Genomic DNA, 19,723 nt, shown 5'->3' on the forward strand with positions numbered 1-19,723 from the left:
GTTTCATCCGCGGTCATAACGGCAATTCAAGTAACCCCTTCACCTGTGAATGTTGCGAAAGGTCAGACTGAGCAGTTAACGGCAACAGCGACGTACAGTGATGGTTCGTCCTCTRATGTKTCTGATTCAGTGACGTGGATGCCTATCGATACGGCTACTGCTACCGTGGACTCGTCCGGTTTGTTGTCGGGTGTTGAAGTGGGTAATACGACCCTCACGGCCACGAAGGATGGCGTGACCAGTAATACGGTGAATGTGAATGTTTCATCCGCGGTCATAACGGCAATTCAAGTAACCCCTTCACCTGTGAATGTTGCGAAAGGTCAGACTGAGCAGTTAACGGCAACAGCGACGTACAGTGATGGTTCGTCCTCTRATGTKTCTGATTCAGTGACGTGGATGCCTATCGATACGGCTACTGCTACCGTGGACTCGTCCGGTTTGTTGTCGGGTGTTGAANGTTTCATCCGCGGTCATAACGGCAATTCAAGTAACCCCTTCACCTGTGAATGTTGCGAAAGGTCAGACTGAGCAGTTAACGGCAACAGCGACGTACAGTGATGGTTCGTCCTCTAATGTGTCTGATTCAGTGACGTGGATGCCTATCGATACGGCTACTGCTACCGTGGACTCGTCCGGTTTGTTGTCGGGTGTTGAATTGGGTAACACGACAGTCACGGCCAGCAAAGATGGCATCACCAGTAATTCGGTGGAAGTGAATGTGTGTAACTTGGCTGGTGCATGTATTGATATTTTCGATACTGGTAGTGGTAAGTTATTTACCAACTCACCATCAGTGGCTTACTTGGATAGCATTGGCGGTAGTGCTACAAACGGTATTTATACTGAAAATGGAAATGACGGCCCAAGTGGTCATTTCTACTTTTTCAACTGGACTAACGCAAATGCACTGTGTAGTACCTACAACACCCTTAGTATCGGCGGACGGACGAACTGGCGTTTAGCGACAAGAGACGAGTTAAAAGAGGAGCTATTCGACGTATTTGGTCCTATGTTTACCGCGCGCGGTTGGCCGACCAGCTACGGCCATTGGTCGGCGACTCCTGATGGTACTAACTATTTCGACGTGGTCCTCGTCAATGGCACCGTCTACAGCGTCAATCCGAGCAACTCGGACTACGCATCCTGCGTCTCAAATCTTTAAAGTTGAGCGTTTAGAGTTTAACGTTTTAATTTTTAATTTTTGAAGTGCCAGAGTTGCATCTGGCACTTTTTAAAGGGGGGGAGATAAGAACCTATCTCAATAGGTGTTGTCTGAGTAAATCAACACCTATTGAAAATACTGTAAATGAATTCAACACAATACCTAATCTCTGACGCCCTTTGGGCAAAAATTGAGCCGCTTTTACCAATCCACAAGACGAACCATCCTCTAGGAACACATCGAAAGAGAGTCGATAATCGTGATGCTATGAACGGCATCCTCTTTGTTCTCAGAACTGGTTGTCAGTGGAATGCGCTTAACGCGACAGGTATTTGTTCCTCTAGCTCTGCACATCGTCGTTTTCAAGAGTGGCGAGATGCAGGAGTCTTTGAGCGATTTTGGCAAAATGGCCTGATTTACGAAGGGGTTGATTGGAGTTCCATATCAATGGACGGGTGCCAAACTAAAGCACCTTTAGCTGGCTCAAAAAAACAGGTAAGAACCCAACAGACCGTGCGAAACAAGGCGTAAAACGCAGTTTGTTGACGGATGCGAATGGATTGCCACTGGCTGTTGTTAGCGATGGCGCACACGTCCACGACATTAAGCTGGTACTTCAAACATTAGATGCACTAGAGTGTTATCGGCCGCCGCTGAAAGTACCTTTGTACCTAGACAAAGGTTATACAGGCCAGTGGTTACATGATGAACTGGTTGCTTTGAACTACATTCCCCATGTTCAATCACGTGCTGAAGAGGCCGCGAGCTTGAAGCAATCGGATGATTTTAAGGCTCATCGTTGGGTTGTGGAGCGAACTCATAGCTGGCTAAACCGTTATCGTAGATTGCTTGTTCGTTGGGAAAAGAAAATCGAAAACTACGAGGCCATGTTGCATTTTGCTTGTGGCCTCATTGTTTGGAATAAATCCCTTTTGGGATAGGTTCTTATCTGACTTCACAATGCGTCCTCATTAACTTGATTGCCGCCAGAATACACGCTTAATGCCTGCTTATTAATAATGGTTTGATCTTTTTTTGAATGAACTTCACGCAATGGTTAAGTAGTGAGCCCGCTATTCACGTCCACCAAACCCCTCGACACTTCCCATAATGTCTCTTTATGCGTCTTTTATGTCGCCTAGCGTCAAGTTGTGACGCTGTATTCCCGACACACTGTGGCCAGTTTAATCAAGCGACAAGAGGCCGAACATGAATCGCAGCGTCATTCTTACCTGCGCCGTTACCGGTGCGGGCGATACCACGGGCAAAAACCCCAATGTGCCAATCACGCCAAAACAGATTGCCGATAACTGTATTGAAGCGGCGCGTGCTGGTGCCAGTGTCGCTCATATTCACGTGCGTGATCCTCAAAAAATCCCTGAGCATAGCACAGGGATTTTTGTATAAGAGACAGCCCCTATGGAGCCTTTCTTCATAGCAATCTTATTTAGTTTGAATAGGGTATCGATGAGTGATGTAGGTTGATTTTGACGTTTCCTTCATCATCCTTCACATAGCCAAATGTATACTCAACTTTAGTTTCTGTACCGTCTTTTTTGGTAAAGAAGTAGTTCCCCATGGCTAGAGCTGAATCTTGATCCGTAATAATACCTTCATTTTCCCAACGAACATTTGTATATGGAGCTAATGCGAAGCCTTTGTCCTCTTCAAGGTCTTGACCAATGAAGTAAGATAAAGCCTCTTTTTTTGTTCCGCGAAATTGAACATCGGATGCTAATGTCGGTTTAAATAATACTTTTCCGCTTTCAAAAGCATAGAACTCTTCTATATGCTCTATTGCAACTTTTCTTGCGTCGCTTGCTTTGCCGATTGCAACAATGCCTGCCCCCCAAGCCTTTTGAGCCTGCTCAACTTCTGCCGTTGAGATTGGTGCTGCAAAAGCATTGAGTGAAAAAATAGAGCCGATTACAGCGGATAGAAAAATCATTTTTTTCATAGCTAAAACCCTCATTAATAATCTTTTTTATTATGTGTGTTTTAGCGTAATTAGCGAGTTATTAAATGTATCCAATGATATTAATTTGTAAGCGTGACGTTACAATTAGGAAGGATGAATGGCGTGGTTGATAAAATAAGTCACTTAACGCATTGATCCCAACGGAATGACTCCCATTACTCAACTCGGAAACGGGCAGGCAGACCGAGTATTACGATGTTGTTCATCGCTTTTACGTTGCAGGTAATCCTCTTTTTACTTCCAGTCTTCCAACTTAGTCGATGCCAAGACACCCGACTAGCAGCCACTAGCCGGGTCCAGCTAAGGTGAGCATTTTATTGATAAAAGTACCAACTCGTTTGGCTGCCAAACGCGTCACGGAGAGGTGTGCAAAAATTAACTAGACTGTAGCGATATCACCAGAATATACTCCGATTCCTCTTTCTACATAAGGCATATTTTGTGGATCCAACACGCGTCGATTGTCACTCCCCTTCACTGGTACGTTGTCACCAACAAAGGATGCAGTCATGATTGAACCTATGATTACCCTCCTGCTCGGTCTTTTCTTTATCTTGTTAATTATTGCCGCCAATGGCTACTTTGTAGCGCAAGAGTTTGCCTATATGGCGGTTGATCGCGCAAAGCTTGCGACCTTGGCCGCGACGGGCGATGCGTCGGCAAAACGGGCGCTGGCGGTGACAAAACGGACGAGCTTTATGTTATCTGGCGCGCAGCTTGGTATCACGGTCACCGGCTTGGTGTTGGGCTTTGTTGCCGAGCCGTTGGTCGGCGAGTCGATAGGTGTTTTATTGCAACAACTAGGCTTGTCGCTGGAAGCGGGGATCGCGATTGGCACCATGGCGACGCTTGCGGTGGCGATGATTGTGCAAATGATTTTGGGTGAGCTTTACCCGAAAAACTTAGCCATTGCCAATGCTGAACCCATGGCGCGTATGATGTCGCGTTCGACACTGATTTATATGTCGGTGTTTGGTTGGATCATCAGCTTCTTTGATAAATCCGCCAACCTGGTGCTGCGGGTGGTGGGGATTCAACCGGTGCATGATCTTGATATGAGTGCCTCAGAAGACGACTTACACCATATTATCGCCGACTCGCGAGAGAGCGGGGATTTGCCGGTGGAGTTGTCACTGATGATGGATAGGATCCTGGATTTTCCTGCGCGCGATGTTGAGCATGCGATGGTGCCACGTTCGCAAGTTGATTGGGTGTCGCCAGAAACCAAGCTGTCCGAATTGTTGGCGCTGATGGCGCAAGCCCACACTCGTTATCCTGTGCTTGATGATAATGATGCGCCTGTGGGCGTGGTTCACCTGTCAGATGTCCTCGCGAAAACAGAGGCGGATTCAAATGATACCGTGGCGTCAGTGATGCGTCCTGCCAGTGTTCTCCCCACATTAATGCCGTTGCCAAATGCGCTAGATCAGTTGGTGCGCACGACCAATCAACTGGCGTGTGTGATTGATGAATATGGCGGCTTTGCCGGCGTGTTAACGATTGAAGATTTGGCCATGGAGATCGTAGGGGAAATTACCGACGAGCATGATAGTGATCATGCCGAGGCGGTTGTCCCTGAAAGCGACAATATTTGGTTAATGGACGGTGATGTGCACATCGACGAAGTGGAGCGTGCGATTGGCTATGATCTGCCGCGAGGTGATGTCGAAACCATTGCTGGCGTGTTGATTGCGGCGTGTGGCGCATTGCCAGCCGTAGGGGATACGGTGACCATTGCGCTGCCGATTGACCCATCCGAACTGGCAGAGAGTCAACCAATTATGCGCCATCTTGAAGTGGATGTATTAAGCATTGAACGGCACATTCCCACGTCGGTGCGGGTCACGCTTATTGAGCAGCCCATTGTGGAGGATAATCAATGACCGATCCGTTAGTGGTCAGTGTGATCACGCTGGCTTTGATTGTGTTAAGTGGCTTTTTTGTCATTATCGAGTTTGCCTTGATGGGCGCTCGTCGACATCGTCTGGAAGAAATGGCGGTAGAGAGTGGGTCGGCGCGGGCAGCGTTGCGTGGGATGAATGATTTGACCTTGATGCTGGCAGGGGCGCAATTAGGGATCACTTTTTGTACCTTTGCTCTCGGGGCGGTCACCAAACCAGCGGTGGATGTCTGGGTAGGGCCTGTCTTTCTCGCGGTTGGCTTACCCGCTTGGGCGGCTGATGCGGCGGCCTTCGGGTTTGCGCTGTTTGTGGTGACATTTTTGCACCTCGTCGTGGGTGAGATGGCACCGAAGTCTTGGTCGATTGCTCATCCAGAAAAGTCAGCACTGGCAATCGGTGTTGTCTCGCGCGCTTATGTGTGGCCGTTACGTCCGTTACTTCGCTGGATCAATCGTATTGCCAATCGCTTGGTGAAAGCCTCAGGGGTTGAGCCGGTAGAAAGCGCCGCGGTCGGGGGACAAGATATTCAGACCATTCGTCAATTGGTTGAGCATTCTGGGCAAGTGGGAACCTTGCAACCAGCGATTCAACGACAATTGTCGGGGTTGATCGATCTGAGTTCGATTGCAATCGAAACCTTGGTCACCCAGGGACAGGTGATGGCACATGTTGATAAACATGCAACGGTGGCAGAGGTGCGTGCTGTTGCTGTGGCGTCAGGGCATCTGCGTATTTTGGTGTTTGGTAACAAAGGGCTTAAGCCGTTAGTGGTTCACGTCCGTGATACGCTACTTGAACCGGCAGACCGACTCGCACGCGATGTCGCTCGCAATGCGTATGTGTTAGATGCCAACACCCCCATCTACGAAGCGCTAGCGCGCATGCGTGAAGCCAGCGTTCAGCTTGCGGTGGTGAGTAAAGAGGGGGAAATGATCGGCGTGGTGACGCTTGCGGATATTTTAAAACGCGTGCTTCCGGTCACGGCAGCAAGTTAACCCGCTATTGGCCAAGATTAAAAAATGCCACAGTCACTTCACCAGTCACTGTGGCATTTTGTTTAGTTATCGATACTCGTTAGCGTCGCTGCGTTCGTCTGAGCGAACATATTGTGACGCTAGCTTACCAGCCTTTTACCACCGCGCCGTCAAAGACTTCCATCGCGGCGTTATAAACCGCGTCAGTTTGGTAGGCTTTAACAAAGTTTTTCACGTTTTCAGCGTCTACGTTGTCTTTGCGCGCCACAATCAAGTTCACGTAAGGCGATTCTTTGTCTTCAACAAACAGGCCGTCTTTGCTTGGGGTTAGGCCCACGCCGGCGGCAAAGGTGTTGTTGATGATCGCAATGTCCACGTCTTCCAGTGAGCGAGGCAGTTGTGGGGTTTCTAGCTCGATGATTTCGACGTTTTTCGGGTTCTCAACGATATCCAGTTTGGTGGCGTTAATGCCGGCGCCTTCCTTAAGTTTGATAATGCCTTGCTGCTCCAGCAATATCAGCGAACGGCCAAGGTTCGATGGGTTGTTAGGCACGGCAATTTTGCCGCCTTCAGGCAAATCGGCCACGCTATCAAGTTTGTAAGAGTAGGCCGCAATCGGATACACAAAGGTGTTGCCTGCAATCGCAAACTCGTAGCCACGGTCTTTGACTTGTGCGTCGAGGTACGGTTTGTGCTGGAAGGCATTCACGTCCACAGAGCCATCGGCGAGGGCGGCGTTAGGGGACACATAGTCGGTAAAGGTAATGAGCTTCACTTCAAGGCCAAGTTTTTTGGCTTCTTGAACCGCATATTCGGCCACTTGTGCTTCTTCACCGGCCATGACGCCAACGGTGATTTTGCTGTTGTCTTGCACGGCAGCTTCTTTTTCACCACAGCCGGTAAGGGCAAGGGTTGAGGCCAGTCCGAGTGTGGCAAGCAGTGTTTTAATCGTAGTTTTCATTGTCTGTCTCCCTTTTAAAAAACGTATCCGTTTTGACGGTATTCCCGCACCACTTGTGGCCGTGTGGCATCCCAAGTGGCTGGGACAAATGTTGTGTTTATGTGTTTGGGTGTTTAGCGGTGATTTGTGCGACGCACTAAGTAATCTCCGCATGATTGAATCGCTTGTACCAGCACGACCAGCATCACAACCGTGATCAGCATGACGGTGGTATCAAAGCGCTGATAACCGTAGCGAATGCCCACATCCCCGAGGCCGCCACCGCCGACGGCACCCGCCATGGCGGAATAGCTCACCAAGGTGACTAAGGTGATGGTGGCACCATTGATGATCCCCGGCAGCGCTTCGGGCAGCAGCACTTTGTAAATAATTTGCGTTGGGGTCGCGCCCATCGCTTTTGCGGCTTCTTCCAACCCTGCGGGCAGCTCTAAAAGCGCCCCTTCCACCAAACGCGCAATAAATGGAATCGCGCCGACTGTCAGCGGCACAATGGCTGCCGCGGTGCCGATGGAAGTGCCCACCACAAAGCGAGTGAATGGGATGATAGCCACCAACAAAATAATAAACGGAATGGAACGGCCGATGTTCACGACGGCGCCCAAAATTTGATTGACCCGTGGCTGTGCTTTCAGTCCGCCTTTTTTAGTGATGTGCAACAGCACGCCAAGTGGGATCCCGAATGCAAAGCCAAGCAGTCCGGAGACCAACACCATGTAAATGGTTTGGCCGGTAGCATCGGCCAGCAGTTCAATCAGTGCTTGGTTTTGTCCAATCCATTGGGTTAACGCATCAATCGACATAGCCAAGTACCTCCGTGGCGACATGGTGTTTGTTTAGGTAGTGAATCGCATCATCAACAGCACTTTTCGGGCCCATAATCTCCGCCAAGAGTAGACCAAATTTCACGCCGCCGGCGTAATCAATGTCAGAACTTAAGATGCTGATATCAATATTAAATAAGCGCGACATCTGGCTGATCAGTGGCTCGTCGACGGTGGCGCCTGTAAATTCTAGACGCACCAGCGGATAGCTGCCTTTAAAGTAGTCTTTTTGTAAGCGTTGGGCGTAGTCATGTGGCACCGACAAATCCAAGGTGGAGCGAATAAAGTTTTTCGCCAACTCGGATTTAGGATGAGCAAAAATATCGCCTACGGGGCCAGACTCAACCAGTTCGCCATCACCAATAATCGCCACGTCGTGACAAATGCGCTTCACCACATCCATTTCGTGGGTGATCAGCAAAATGGTGAGGTTGAGCTTTTCATTAATGGTTTGCAGCAACGACAAAATTGATTGGGTTGTAGCTGGATCCAACGCGCTGGTTGCTTCATCACAGAGCAATACATTTGGGCTTGGCGCCAGCGCGCGAGCGATAGCGACACGCTGCTTTTGTCCACCACTGAGGCTAGCAGGATACACATCACGCTTATCGGCCAAGCCGACCAAATCCAGCAACTCGCTGACGCGCGTTTCAATTTCATCGCGGCGCGTACCACTGAGCTCCAGCGGCAGAGCGATATTGTCGAACACGGTGCGCGACGACAGCAGGTTAAAGTGTTGGAAGATCATGCCGATTTTACGGCGCGCTTGGGTTAACTCACGGTTGGGCAACGCAGTAAGGTTGACGCCGCCCACGGTCACTGAGCCGCTGGTTGGACGCTCAAGCAGGTTAACCATCCGGATCAGCGTGCTTTTGCCCGCGCCAGAGGCGCCAATCACACCAAACACTTTTCCTTTCGGAATAAATAAATTGATGTCTTTAAGGGCATGAATTCGGCGCTCCCCGAGTTCGAATACCTTGTTGAGTTGTTTTATCTCAATCATCACATGTCCTTAGCGATAAATCTTATGACATCTCGCAGCTGTCCAGCGCCTTGCACCTTGGCTGTCGGGTCTCTCTGGTTATTGATGCTATGGTTTCGTTAAAAACAAGTCAATGGATATTTTTACTTCTAGACGTCCAAATGGCAATAAGTCTAACCTTCCGGTTATAAAGTAAGCAAAGGGCTTGATCTCTGCAGGCAAAGCGCGTTAACTGATAGCCTCCGTACCTAACTGTTAAGACTGTTGTTTTTATGTCTCCCCTGTTGATTGATACCACCATGCTGACGCTGTTTATTCCCACCTTCTTTTTTGTGTCGGTTACGCCCGGTATGTGCATGACATTATCGATGACCCTTGGCATGACAATTGGCGTTAAGCGTAGCTTACATATGATGTGGGGCGAGCTTATTGGCGTCGGCCTTGTGGCGGTTGCGTCAGTGGTAGGGGTGGCGGCCGTGATGCTGAACTATCCTGGCGTGTTTCAGGTGTTTAAGTATGTGGGGGGCGCGTATCTGGCGTATATCGGCGTACAAATGTGGCGATCGCGTGGCAAAATGGCAATCCCAAAGGAAGAGGCGTCGGCGCCGAATGATATCTCTGCGTTATCGTTGGCGGCACAAGGTTTTGTCACTGCGATAGCCAACCCGAAAGGCTGGGCCTTTATGATCTCGCTGTTGCCACCGTTTATTAACCCTGCAATGTCACTACCCAGCCAGTTGAGCGTGCTGGTGTTGATCATTCTTTGCACGGAATTCAGTTGTCTTATGCTGTATGCCAGCGGTGGGCGTACCTTGCGTCAGTTTTTGCAGCAAAAGGGCAATGTGCAATTACTGAACCGAATCGCCGGCACCCTGATGATCGGGGTCGGATTTTGGCTGGCGTTGGGATAAAAGCTTTCATGGTGTTGTTGAGCATTTTATTACTTTATTATCTGCGTTAAATAAGATTAGCAAACGATAACCATTTGCATTATCATCCCCGTCGCTTTTTATTGACGGGGAATGTTCAATGCAGTTAAAGCCAATCGCCTCTTTTATTCTTACCTTTTTTGCTTTTCCTTCTCTCGCGCTTGCCGCATCGGCAGAGGATGTGTCTGAAAACGATGCGCCGATCGATACCGTGGTGGTCAATGCCGATCGCTTTTCCGATGCGCTGATGATGCGTGAGGATTTGGATAAGGTTCGCGGGATCAGTAACGCGGATGTCTTTTCGGGCAACACCAGTATTCAGCTCAATAACATGCACAACGAAGCCGGTGCGATTGATTCCGGTATTCGTGGTTTGCAGGGGCATGGGCGGGTTGCGATGCTGATTGATGGCAGTTTGCAGTCGACGCATACCTCGCGTGGTTATCAGGGAGTGAGTGATCGTACCTATATTGATACCGACTTATTGTCGTCGCTGTCGGTAGACAAAGGGGCCACAATTGGGCGGTCGCCTTATGCCAGCGGCGCGATTGGTGGCACCATTACCGCTACCACACTCAATGCGACAGATATTGTTCGTGATGGCGAGGGCTTTGGTGCGGTGGTGAAGTTACGTACCCACAATAACGCCCGTTCGCCGCGAGTGAGTGACGATGCCCAAGAGCAAATGCGTTATCGCTTGGCCGACCGCAGTGATCATCAAGGATTTGATAACGGGTCTGCAATGGTAGGGCTGGGTTATCAGAGTGATGGGCTTGGTGGTGTGCTGGCATTTAGCCATCGCAAAAAAGGCAACCACTTTGCCGGCAAAAAGGGCATTGAACGCTACGAAGAGCCCGTGATTGGCGCGGGCCAAGAGGTGGGTAATACCAGCTTTGAGAGTGATTCTTGGCTCGCCAAACTGGACAAAGAATTCGGCAATGGTCATCAGGCAGATATTAGCTATCGTCATCACCGCCAAGAGGCGGGCGAGGTACTGATGGCCTATTGGTATACCTACGAGAAAGATGGCGACACCTTGATGCCACAGTGGGGACTAGGAACCGCGGATGTGGATGCTTATAGCGCGAATTATCGCTACACCTCGCCGTCGCAAAGCTGGCTGAATCTGCATGCGAATGCGTGGCACACGTCCGCCAAACTGAACCAATACAACGGGCTCTGGGCGAAAGGGAGTAATGCAGAGCAATATCTGCATGAGTATCAAAACGACCGTCATGGCGCGAGTATTGTCAACCGCAGTGAATGGTCGAGTGTGCCGGTGAGTGTGGATTATGGTGTGTCTTACACCAAAGAAACCCTTGAACCGCGTGGTGACACCGACAAGTTTTATACCAGCGAGCCGACCTCTCGCCACGGAAAACGCTCAGAGTGGAGTGTGTTTGCCAATAGTGAAATCGATCTCACGCCGGTGACCGCAAAGCTTGGCGTGAACTGGCATGAGGCGCAATCACTGGATAAGCAAACCCAGCAATCTTTGCACTATCGCGGTGAATGGGACTTATTGGGTGAGCTGCATTATGACATCAACGCTTCGGCGTCTGTGTTTGCCAAACTCTCTCGCACGGCGCGGTTACCGAGCTTGTATGAAGTCACCATTTCTAACGAGGTGTTTAGCTACAACCCGTATAACCCGCTCGATCCTGAAGTGTCGTTTAACCAAGAGTACGGTGTGAGCTTAGACGGCCGAGCTTGGTTGCAGGAACTGGGGCTTGTGCAAACACGTCGCGCTGCCATGACGGTGTCTTACTTTAATAACCATGTCAGTGACTTTATTTCTGGAGGTGTGCTCGATCGCACGCCGGGGATGCCGTCTTGGCGCAGTAATTTTACCTTCACCAATTATGATGATCTGTCGCTGTCTGGCATCGAGTTGCAAGCGCATTACGCGTATCAAGGCTTCTACAGCCACTTCTCTGCCACGTTTTACGACAGGGTGCAGGTGTGTTCGCAAGATCAAGCCGAACGTTCAGGTATGGACCACTGTAACAGCTTAGGCTTTGCGTGGGGCACCACACCGACTCGTATTCCACCTGAGCGTAAATGGCACCTGAATATTGGTCATAAATGGTTGGATGATCGGCTCGATATCGGTACCACAGTGCGTTACCACAGCGGCAAGTCGAACCCCGCGGATTGGCTAAAAGGCACCGGTGCCGCAAGCCCCGTGGTGGCTGTCGCATCAGAATACTTGGTCGATATTTATAGTCACTATGACATCACGCCGGATGTCAGTGTCTTTATGACAGTCAATAACCTGACGGACCGTTACACCATTCAACCAGGCTCGGTGGTGAGCATGCCGGATCCGGGTCGTACCATTACTCTCGGCACCCAGTGGTCGTTCTAAAGGTGGTGAGTTAGCACTGACTCGGCGTTGAGCAGGATGAACAGGCCTTTACGGATCCCGTAACAGGCCTGTTTTTTATTTTGCTCGTGTTCATTGTGGCGCTGAGGGCGCAGCCATGCCGTGATGGCGATCCACCAAGGCGCAGAATAGATCATGTGCCGTCGATAAAATCGCATCTGGAAAGTCATAGTCAGGGTTGTGCAGCTGTGGGTGATGCGCTCCGCTGCCAATCCCAAACAACGCGCCGGGCCAACGGGCGAGAAATTCGGCCACATCTTCTGACCACCGCATCGGCTCGGTAAGTGTTTGAACTGACAAACCAAGTGTTTGGGCGGCGTCAACCACATGGGCGTAATGATCCGGATGGTTGTAGGCGGCGACAAAAGGCTCGTGCCATGCAATGGATACCTCTAGCCCCGCGTGCTGCGCGATTGCGTTAATCGTGGCAGTCAGGCTGGCTTTCATCGCGTGGAAAGTAGCGTCGCCATCACGGTGGCATCACCGGGCGAAACGCCAAAGGCGGGTTCACCCAACTGCGCGTGTACTAAGGTGACCAGACTAAAGGCTGGGTGATGTTGTTCCGGCAGTTGCATTAAGGCGGTTATAACCTCTGTCATGGCACTGGCTGGACTGATACCGCGTTCTGGATAAGCGGCATGGGAGGTTTTGCCACGAAGGTGTATCGCGACGCCGGTTGACGCGCAGGCAAAGGTGCCTGAACGCACTACGATGTGATGTTGAGCAAAGCCCGGCAGATTATGAAAGGCATAGACATGATCGATCTCTTGCGTCGCTAAGCAGGGATCAGCACACATGCGTGCCGCCCCTTCACCGGTTTCTTCGGCGGGTTGAAAAATAAGAAGCACCTTGCCTCGCTGTGGCGGTTGTTGCGCGAGGGTGTTCGCCACCATTAACAAAGCGGTGGCATGGCCATCGTGGCCGCATGCGTGCATGACGCCTTCATGGTTTGAGGCATGAGCACATTGGGTGCGTTCATGGATGGGAAGCGCATCAAAATCGGCACGCAGTAAGGTGGTGGGGCCGGCTGCCTTGCCGGCAATCTCAACCACAATGCCATGTCCACCAATCTCGGTGTGTGGCGTAAATCCGAAGGCGCGCAATTGGGCGGCAAGGGTGCGCGCACTTTGCGCTTCTTGGTTGGACAGTTCAGGGTATTGGTGCAGGGTACGGCGCAGGCTCACGGGATCAAATAGAGTGGCCATCATCGACTCCAAAACAAGGATGGACCCTTATGCTAGATCGGGTGAGGGCATCGCGTTGTGAACCCAAACGCAAAAAAGCCAGCAACGAGTGCTGGCTTTTGAATCAAAGACGAGGCGAGGCTTACGCTTGGCCGTTGTCTTCTGCTTGTTTCGCTTGGATAGCGGTCAGTGCAACAGTGTAAACAATGTCGTCTACCAAGGCGCCGCGAGACAGGTCGTTGACTGGCTTACGCATGCCTTGCAGCATTGGACCAATTGAAACCAGCTCAGCAGAACGCTGTACCGCTTTGTACGTGGTGTTACCTGTGTTCAAGTCTGGGAAGACGAACACAGTGGCTTTACCCGCAACTGGGGAGTCAGGCGCTTTTGATTTCGCGACATTTTCCATGATCGCAGCATCGTACTGAAGCGGGCCATCAATCACCAGATCAGGGCGCTTCTCTTTCGCGATACGGGTGGCTTCGCGAACTTTGTCCACGTCAGCCCCTTTACCTGAACTACCGGTCGAGTAGGAGATCATCGCCACGCGAGGCTCAATACCGAATGCCGCGGCAGAATCTGCAGATTGAATGGCAATTTCAGCCAGTTGTTCTGCATTTGGATCCGGGTTGATCGCACAGTCACCGTAGACCAGCACTTGCTCAGGTAGCAGCATAAAGAACACTGACGATACCAATGAGGCGTTCGGTGCGGTTTTGATGATTTGCAGCGGTGGACGGATGGTGTTGGCGGTGGTGTGAACCGMGCCAGAAACCAGTCCTTGAACTTCGTTGGCTTCAAGCATCATGGTACCCAGTACCACGGTATCTTTGAGGTGTTCTTGTGCGATCACCTCTGTCATACCCTTGCTCTTACGCAACTCAACCAAGCGAGCAACGTATTTGTCACGGACTTTGGCCGGATCGATAATTTCAACGCCAGCGCCCAGTGTCACGCCTTGCTGCTCAGCAACACGTTTGATTTCTTCTGGGTTACCCAGCAGCACACACTCAGCAATTTTACGCTCAGCACAAATCGCCGCTGCTTTAATGGTACGAGGCTCATCGCCTTCAGGCAGTACGATACGCTTCGCCGCTTGGCGAGCCAATTCGGTCAGCTGATAACGGAAAGCCGGTGGGCTTAGGCGACGCTCACGGTTAGAACCTTCAGACAGAGACTCAATCCAGTTACCGTCAATGTGGCTCGCTACATAGTCGTTCACAAACTCAACACGCTCTTTGTCGTCAGCCGGTACTTCAAGGCTGAAGCTTTGCAGGTTGAGAGAGGTTTGCCATGTGTTGCCCGCGGTGGTGAATACTGGCAGGCCAGTTTCGAAAGCACGATCACACAGTGCTTTGAGCTGATCAGGGATAGCATAGCCGCCGGTCAGCAACAGGGCACCAATTTCCACGCCGTTCATCGCAGCCAAGCAAGCAGCGACAATCACGTCAGGACGGTCGGCAGAGGTCACCAGCAATGAGCCCGGGCGGAAGTGTTCAACCATGTTTGGAATTGAACGCGCACAGAAGGTGATGCTCTTGATACGACGGGTTTGAATTTCACCTTCGTTGATGATGGTGGCATTCAAGTGTTTCGCCATATCGCTAGCACGAGTGGCAATCAGGTCGATTTTCCACGGCACGCAACCTAGCACACGAATTGGGCTAGAGTTGAAGATTTGCATGACTTCAACGTTGGTTGGACGTGCAGCATCCGCATCATCAAAGATTTCGGATAGGTCTGGACGGGTACGGCCAGCATCGTCAACAGGGGCGTTAAGCTTGTTGATGATCACACCAGAGATGTTGCCGTTTTTGCTGCCGCCAAAGTTGGTGCAAGCAAATTCAATGCGCTCTTTCAGCTGGGCCGGGTTGTCTGTACCTGGGGTGGTGACAAACACGATTTCCGCGTCCAGCGTTTTGGCGATCTCGTAGTTGATTTGGTTAGCGAATGGGTGGTTACGCGTGGTGACCAAGCCTTCAACCAATGCTACTTCCGCGTCTTTTGTCGCACGAGTAAAGCGAGCCAGCACTTCTTCCAACAGGACATCTTCCTGATCAGAGCGCAGCAGGTTTTCTGCTTCGTGCATCGACATGGACTCGGCTACCTTCATGTCACTGTTAGCGTGAATGATTTCGGTAGTGAGGTCAGTCACATCAGTGTCGCTGCCGTGATGTGGCTGGGCAATAGGTTTAAAAAACGAGACGCGAACGCCCTTACGCTCCATCGCTCGCATTACGCCGAGGCTGACGCTTGTCAGACCGACACCCGAGCCGATTGGGATTAGCATAATAGTACGGGACACGTTGACTTCCTCTTACTATCTGATGAATGTGCCGGAAAGCCGGCACAAATACAAAAACGGCTGAGTGGAATCAGCCGTTGGAAAAGTGAGCCTTACAGGCCAGTCAGGCGCGCAGTATCTTGCGCAATCACCAACTCTTCGTTGGTAGAGATAACCATGGCTGGTACACGGCTGTTGTCAGTGGTGATCACACCTTCGCCGCCGAAGCGTGCTTTTAGGTTGCGCTCTTTGTCCACTTCCACACCGAGAAGGCCAAGACGCTCAAGCACCAATTCACGGATTGGGCCAGAGTTCTCACCGATACCACCCGTGAAGACGATCGCGTCAAGACGGCCGTCTAGGCTAGCAGTGTAACCGGCAACATATTTCGCCAAACGGTGGCAGAATACGTTCATGGCACGGGTCGCTTCTTCTTTCTCACCGTAGTTGTCTTCAACAAAGCGGCAGTCAGAGGTCACTTCGGTCAAGCCTTGCAGGCCAGACTCTTTGGTCAGCATGGTGTTGATTTGCTCAACGCTGTAACCCAGTGCATCGTGCAGATGGAAGATGATCGCAGGATCAAGATCACCTGAACGCGTGCCCATCACCAAGCCTTCTAATGGGGTCATACCCATTGAGGTGTCAACGGATTTACCGTTTTTAATCGCACAGACAGACGCGCCGTTGCCAAGGTGACAGTTGATGATGTTCACTTCTTCTACTGGCTTGCCAAGCTGCTCAGCGGCCGCGTTAGCAATAAAGAAGTGAGAGGTACCATGCATACCGTAGCGACGGATACCGTGCTCTTTGTAGAGCTTGTATGGCAGCGCGTAAAGGTAAGACTCTTCTGGCATGGTTTGGTGATACGCAGTATCGAACACAGCCACGTTTTTCAGCGCAGGGAAGGCTTTCTTCGCTGCTTCAATGCCCACGATGTGTGCTGGGTTGTGCAGCGGTGCGAAGCTTGCTGCATCTTGGATCCCTTTTAGCACTTCATCCGTAATCAAGGCTGATTGGGTGAATTGCTCGCCACCATGTACTACACGGTGACCAATCGCGCCCAGGTTCTCGGCAAGCTCAGGTTTTGAGGCGAGAATGGTGTCAACAATAAAGGTCAGGGCTTCGGTATGGGCCGCGCCAGCGCCCAGTTGGGCTTCGTGTTTACCGTCCATTTTCCACTTAATGCGGGCTTCTGGAAGGTTAAGACATTCGGCAAGACCGGTAAGATGCTCTTCACCAGATTGTGCATCGACAATCGCGAACTTCAAAGAGGAGCTTCCGCAGTTGAGTACGAGAACCAGCTTTGACATGTATGACTACCTATTTTGTCGTGAGAAGTAGAGTGTGTAACTGAAAAGGATAGTGGACAAACTGAGACACTACCTTTTCAAAAAAGAATTATCTCATGCTTTGTCGCGGGGAAAGGATGCATCTTATCCGTCCTGGATAGGCATTCGCTCCATTGAGCACAACCGGATTAGGTTGCGAGACAATCAAATCCGAGCAACAATGATAAAGTGCGCTAAGGATAGCGGGACTTGATACAGATAACAAAAATTTTTTGAGTAATACTGGCTATTTTTGAAAGTTTTTGAACATTTTGTTTAGTTTTTATTGTAAAAGTTTAGTGACAGCCATCGCGGTCACGCTAAGCAAGTGAGGTAGGTATGGCAACGAACAAGTCAATCTGGCGCTGCCTGCAAGACGGCCAAAAGTATATGAAAGAGTGGCCGATGCGTAAGGAGCTCACCCCGGTATTCCCAGAAAATCGGGTGATTAAAACCACGCGTTTTGCGATGAAAGTAATGCCTGCCGTTGCTGCCGTCAGCGTGTTGTTGCAAATGGCGACTTATAACTACCAAGGGATGCCGCAAGCCATGATTGTGGCGTTGTTTGCGCTGAGTTTGCCGCTGCAAGGGCTTTGGTGGTTGGGTAAGCGTCGTGATACGCCACTGCCGCCGGCGTTAGCGGGCTGGTACCGCGAATTGCATCAGAAGATCACCAGCCAAGGCCATGCCATGCAACCGTTGAAAAGCCAACCTCGCTATAAAGAGTTGGCCCAAGCGTTAAGTCGCGCGTTTAAAGTAGACCGCGCTGCGTTGGAGCGTTGGTTCTAGCCACGCCCCCTTTTTAATATTGAGAATACGAAAACGCCGACCCGCAGGTCGGCGTTTTTTATGGGGAGCTTTTTAGTAGCTAGGCGCTTTGCAGCACAAAGGCTTTTTGCGTACAGTCGGCGCTGACCAATAGCTAGCCTAAGCGGATCAACAGCGTGAGGACGCGTTACTCACACACCGAGGAAGAGGTGCCTTTCATGGCGCTAACGGCCTCACGCATTTCATCCATTGAGCGCCAACGTGCAGGTAGAGGCTGCACCTTCAAGCGGAGGTCTGGGGCGTTATCGGCAAGCGGCGCCTCATCACTGACGGGGGTGATTAATGCGATACGCAGCTTGTTGTTGCGCTGACGAATTTGTTGTGCGGTGCCAAGCCCTTCGGCAATGTGAAAGCGGCCAGCCACATGGACAATTTGTGTCTCAGGATGCGTTTGGTGATAGTGCACCATACTTTCGGCCATGGTGGCATCCCAAGCTAATTGGGCTGCGTATTGCGATTCGGTTTGACTCGGGGTGCCGTGGTGCATATTGGCTTTAAAAACCGATTTGTACGCTGAGTCACGGGTGTCGATGGTGTCTGCAAACCATGCACGTTGCGCCGCAGGAAGTGTTTCGAGATAACTCAGCCCTTGTCGCCCAATGCAGCTCACCATGCGTTTGGGGGCGTTGGCGGCAAGCACGTCGATATTATGCTGTTTGGCAAATTCAATCAGTGGGCGGTAGCTGCCATCATAGTTATCCCATGCGTTGGCCTCGCGTTTAAAGCTATCTTCGCCCAGCTCGTCAGCCAGATAGCGGTTGAGCACAGGTTGGGCATCGCGGCTAAATTGTTCCATAGACAACGCAACAGCATGACGCTTGGACAGGGCTTGCAACAGCTCTGTTTGAAAGCGGTGTACCCCGGGGTGACCATGCCATTCACCGATTAACACGATATCCGCATCATCCACGTGTTTGGCGACCTCTGCCAAGGTCAGTGCTTTGCCGTCTGGCGTGCTGACTTGATAATCAAATAGGGTGTTAAGCGCTTGTGGGGCGGCGCTGGCTGTTGATGCCAGACAAGCCAAGCTCGCGGCTAACAGCCAACCACGCGCTTTTGTAGCAAACGTTCGGTTCATGGCTTGGGGGTCTCCTCTGAGTGGCTGTCCGTTCCTTGGTGACGATAAACGCGCAATGTAAAGTCTGCTTCGCACTCGAAGGCGTCGCTGTTCGCTAAGGTGTCACGCCATGCGTCACTGGCACGCCACGCAAATGGTGTCATTTGCAGTAAGGTGAGTGCTTGCTCACCGGCGAGCGTCATGGTGTAGTGCAGCGATTGCTCCTTCTCAAGCACAAAGTTGGGCAGCGTTTCTGGCGGTGTTTCATGTAACCGCACATCCTGATAGATCCCCGCTTTGAGTTGATAAAGATGACGAGGGCCGGGGGTGACGGTGACCACCACGCCTTGCGGTTTCACCGCGCGGTCGAGCTCTTCGCCATTACAGGGCGCGTAGATACGGACGACGCCATCGAGGCTGTTGTCGTGAAAGGGCAGTCTCTGTGAGGAGGCCACTGAAAATTGACACTGTGGATACCATTTGGCGGCATAACGGACCGCCACTTTGGCGATATCAAGGCCGTGTACGGACCAGTGTTTATCTGCAGTTTGGTCGGCAATCGCGTGGGTGTAGTAGCCTTCGCCACAGCCCACGTCCAAGATAGCCTTGTGCTCGCCATCCAGCGCTTGGGTTAGCGCGTCAATCATTGCTTGGCGCATCGGCGCATAATGCCCTGCATTAAGAAAGGCGCGACGCGCTTGCGTCATGGCTTTGTTGTCACCCGGATCTTTGGAGCGCTTAAATTGAACTGGCAGTAGGTTCAGGTAGCCTTCTTTGGCTTGATCAAATTGGTGGTTGGCGTCGCAGTGAACACCACGCGCGTTAGTGTGCAAGGTTTGTTGGCACAGTGGGCATCGATAAATCATGGTTGGTCAGAATCTTGGCTTTGATGCGCTTTAGGGTACGGCGTTGTTAACAGTTCGACAAGCCAGATAAGCCAACCAA

At 51.1% G+C, this 19,723-nt stretch carries 19 protein-coding genes; 9 read left to right on the forward strand and 10 right to left on the reverse strand.

The genetic code is table 11. The features are described 5' to 3' along the window. Positions 1 to 45 precede the first annotated feature (45 nt). The 4 genes from BZJ18_RS08845 to BZJ18_RS08860 all read left to right on the forward strand — a co-directional run bounded on the left by BZJ18_RS08845 (position 46) and on the right by BZJ18_RS08860 (position 2,572). Positions 46 to 531 carry an Ig-like domain-containing protein gene (locus BZJ18_RS08845; protein WP_443216502.1) on the forward strand — a complete coding sequence of 162 codons (486 nt, stop codon included), beginning with the start codon at positions 46 to 48 and terminating at the stop codon, positions 529 to 531. Continuing rightward, positions 506 to 1,165, forward strand: coding sequence for an Ig-like domain-containing protein (locus BZJ18_RS08850; RefSeq protein ID WP_131825274.1), 660 nt, complete (start codon positions 506 to 508; stop codon positions 1,163 to 1,165). The genes BZJ18_RS08845 and BZJ18_RS08850 overlap by 26 nt, the downstream gene beginning before the upstream one ends. Before the next feature lie 144 nt (positions 1,166 to 1,309). Next, positions 1,310 to 2,106 (forward strand): IS5 family transposase gene (locus BZJ18_RS08855; protein ID WP_108743138.1). Its coding sequence is split into 2 segments (ribosomal slippage): positions 1,310 to 1,648 and positions 1,651 to 2,106, totalling 795 coding nucleotides; the frame shifts between segments, so codons are not numbered across the junction. 268 nt (positions 2,107 to 2,374) lie between these two features. After that, positions 2,375 to 2,572: a 3-keto-5-aminohexanoate cleavage protein gene (locus tag BZJ18_RS08860; protein WP_198532222.1), complete on the forward strand. Its 198-nt coding sequence runs from the start codon at positions 2,375 to 2,377 to the stop codon at positions 2,570 to 2,572. A 40-nt stretch (positions 2,573 to 2,612) separates the two neighbouring features. Here the strand turns inward: BZJ18_RS08860 and BZJ18_RS08865 are convergent, their stop codons facing one another. Next, on the reverse strand, positions 2,613 to 3,122 hold the full coding sequence (locus BZJ18_RS08865; protein ID WP_077456205.1) for a hypothetical protein: 510 nt from the start codon (positions 3,120 to 3,122) through the stop codon (positions 2,613 to 2,615). A gap of 530 nt (positions 3,123 to 3,652) precedes the next feature. Between BZJ18_RS08865 and BZJ18_RS08870 the strand changes: the two genes are divergently transcribed. Both BZJ18_RS08870 and BZJ18_RS08875 read left to right on the forward strand, forming a co-directional pair. Beyond that, complete coding sequence (locus tag BZJ18_RS08870) at positions 3,653 to 5,026, forward strand: hemolysin family protein (RefSeq protein ID WP_077456168.1); 1,374 nt, start codon at positions 3,653 to 3,655, stop codon at positions 5,024 to 5,026. Continuing rightward, on the forward strand, positions 5,023 to 6,039 hold the full coding sequence (locus tag BZJ18_RS08875; protein ID WP_077456169.1) for a CNNM domain-containing protein: 1,017 nt from the start codon (positions 5,023 to 5,025) through the stop codon (positions 6,037 to 6,039). The genes BZJ18_RS08870 and BZJ18_RS08875 overlap by 4 nt, the downstream gene beginning before the upstream one ends. A 124-nt stretch (positions 6,040 to 6,163) precedes the next feature. Here BZJ18_RS08875 and metQ read toward each other — a convergent pair whose 3' ends face one another. The 3 genes from metQ to metN form a co-directional block, all read right to left on the reverse strand. Next, the gene (gene metQ, locus BZJ18_RS08880) at positions 6,164 to 6,979 is read right to left on the reverse strand and encodes a methionine ABC transporter substrate-binding lipoprotein MetQ (RefSeq protein WP_077456170.1); all 816 of its coding nucleotides are present in this window, start codon (positions 6,977 to 6,979) and stop codon (positions 6,164 to 6,166) included. 113 nt (positions 6,980 to 7,092) lie between these two features. Continuing rightward, entirely contained in the window at positions 7,093 to 7,779 is a 687-nt protein-coding gene (locus BZJ18_RS08885; RefSeq protein ID WP_069589333.1) for a methionine ABC transporter permease, read from the reverse strand. After that, the gene (gene metN / locus BZJ18_RS08890; protein WP_069589335.1) at positions 7,769 to 8,803 is read right to left on the reverse strand and encodes a methionine ABC transporter ATP-binding protein MetN; all 1,035 of its coding nucleotides are present in this window, start codon (positions 8,801 to 8,803) and stop codon (positions 7,769 to 7,771) included. Before metN ends, BZJ18_RS08885 begins: the two co-directional genes overlap by 11 nt. A gap of 251 nt (positions 8,804 to 9,054) precedes the next feature. Between metN and BZJ18_RS08895 the strand changes: the two genes are divergently transcribed. Next, entirely contained in the window at positions 9,055 to 9,693 is a 639-nt protein-coding gene (locus tag BZJ18_RS08895) for a LysE family translocator (RefSeq protein WP_077456171.1), read from the forward strand. Between the two features lie 118 nt (positions 9,694 to 9,811). Then, positions 9,812 to 12,079, forward strand: coding sequence for a TonB-dependent receptor plug domain-containing protein (locus tag BZJ18_RS08900; protein WP_077456172.1), 2,268 nt, complete (start codon positions 9,812 to 9,814; stop codon positions 12,077 to 12,079). A gap of 90 nt (positions 12,080 to 12,169) precedes the next feature. Here the strand turns inward: BZJ18_RS08900 and BZJ18_RS17580 are convergent, their stop codons facing one another. From BZJ18_RS17580 to BZJ18_RS08915, 4 genes are all read right to left on the reverse strand, one after another. Further along, on the reverse strand, positions 12,170 to 12,544 hold the full coding sequence (locus tag BZJ18_RS17580) for a M20/M25/M40 family metallo-hydrolase (protein ID WP_241824941.1): 375 nt from the start codon (positions 12,542 to 12,544) through the stop codon (positions 12,170 to 12,172). Continuing rightward, positions 12,541 to 13,305, reverse strand: a complete 765-nt coding sequence (locus BZJ18_RS08905) for an amidohydrolase (protein WP_241824942.1) — start codon at positions 13,303 to 13,305, stop codon at positions 12,541 to 12,543. Before BZJ18_RS08905 ends, BZJ18_RS17580 begins: the two co-directional genes overlap by 4 nt. A 118-nt stretch (positions 13,306 to 13,423) precedes the next feature. Further along, positions 13,424 to 15,571 (reverse strand): phosphate acetyltransferase, encoded by a 2,148-nt coding sequence (pta, locus tag BZJ18_RS08910; protein WP_077456173.1) that lies wholly within the window; start codon positions 15,569 to 15,571, stop codon positions 13,424 to 13,426. Positions 15,572 to 15,678: 107 nt separating this feature from the next. After that, entirely contained in the window at positions 15,679 to 16,875 is a 1,197-nt protein-coding gene (locus tag BZJ18_RS08915) for an acetate kinase (protein ID WP_069589341.1), read from the reverse strand. A gap of 357 nt (positions 16,876 to 17,232) precedes the next feature. Here BZJ18_RS08915 and yfbV point away from each other — a divergent pair, with 357 nt between their 5' ends. After that, a complete protein-coding gene (gene yfbV, locus BZJ18_RS08920) occupies positions 17,233 to 17,682 on the forward strand; it encodes a terminus macrodomain insulation protein YfbV (RefSeq protein WP_077456174.1) in 450 nt (149 codons plus the stop codon). A gap of 166 nt (positions 17,683 to 17,848) precedes the next feature. On the opposite strand, the gene BZJ18_RS08925 is transcribed toward yfbV, so the two are convergent. Continuing rightward, positions 17,849 to 18,799 carry a ChaN family lipoprotein gene (locus BZJ18_RS08925; protein WP_077456175.1) on the reverse strand — a complete coding sequence of 317 codons (951 nt, stop codon included), beginning with the start codon at positions 18,797 to 18,799 and terminating at the stop codon, positions 17,849 to 17,851. Further along, complete coding sequence (gene rlmA / locus BZJ18_RS08930) at positions 18,796 to 19,644, reverse strand: 23S rRNA (guanine(745)-N(1))-methyltransferase (RefSeq protein ID WP_077456176.1); 849 nt, start codon at positions 19,642 to 19,644, stop codon at positions 18,796 to 18,798. Before rlmA ends, BZJ18_RS08925 begins: the two co-directional genes overlap by 4 nt. Positions 19,645 to 19,723: the final 79 nt, after the last annotated feature.

The organism is Salinivibrio sp. IB872, assembly GCF_001995345.1.
GTDB classification, from domain to species: domain Bacteria; phylum Pseudomonadota; class Gammaproteobacteria; order Enterobacterales; family Vibrionaceae; genus Salinivibrio; species Salinivibrio proteolyticus.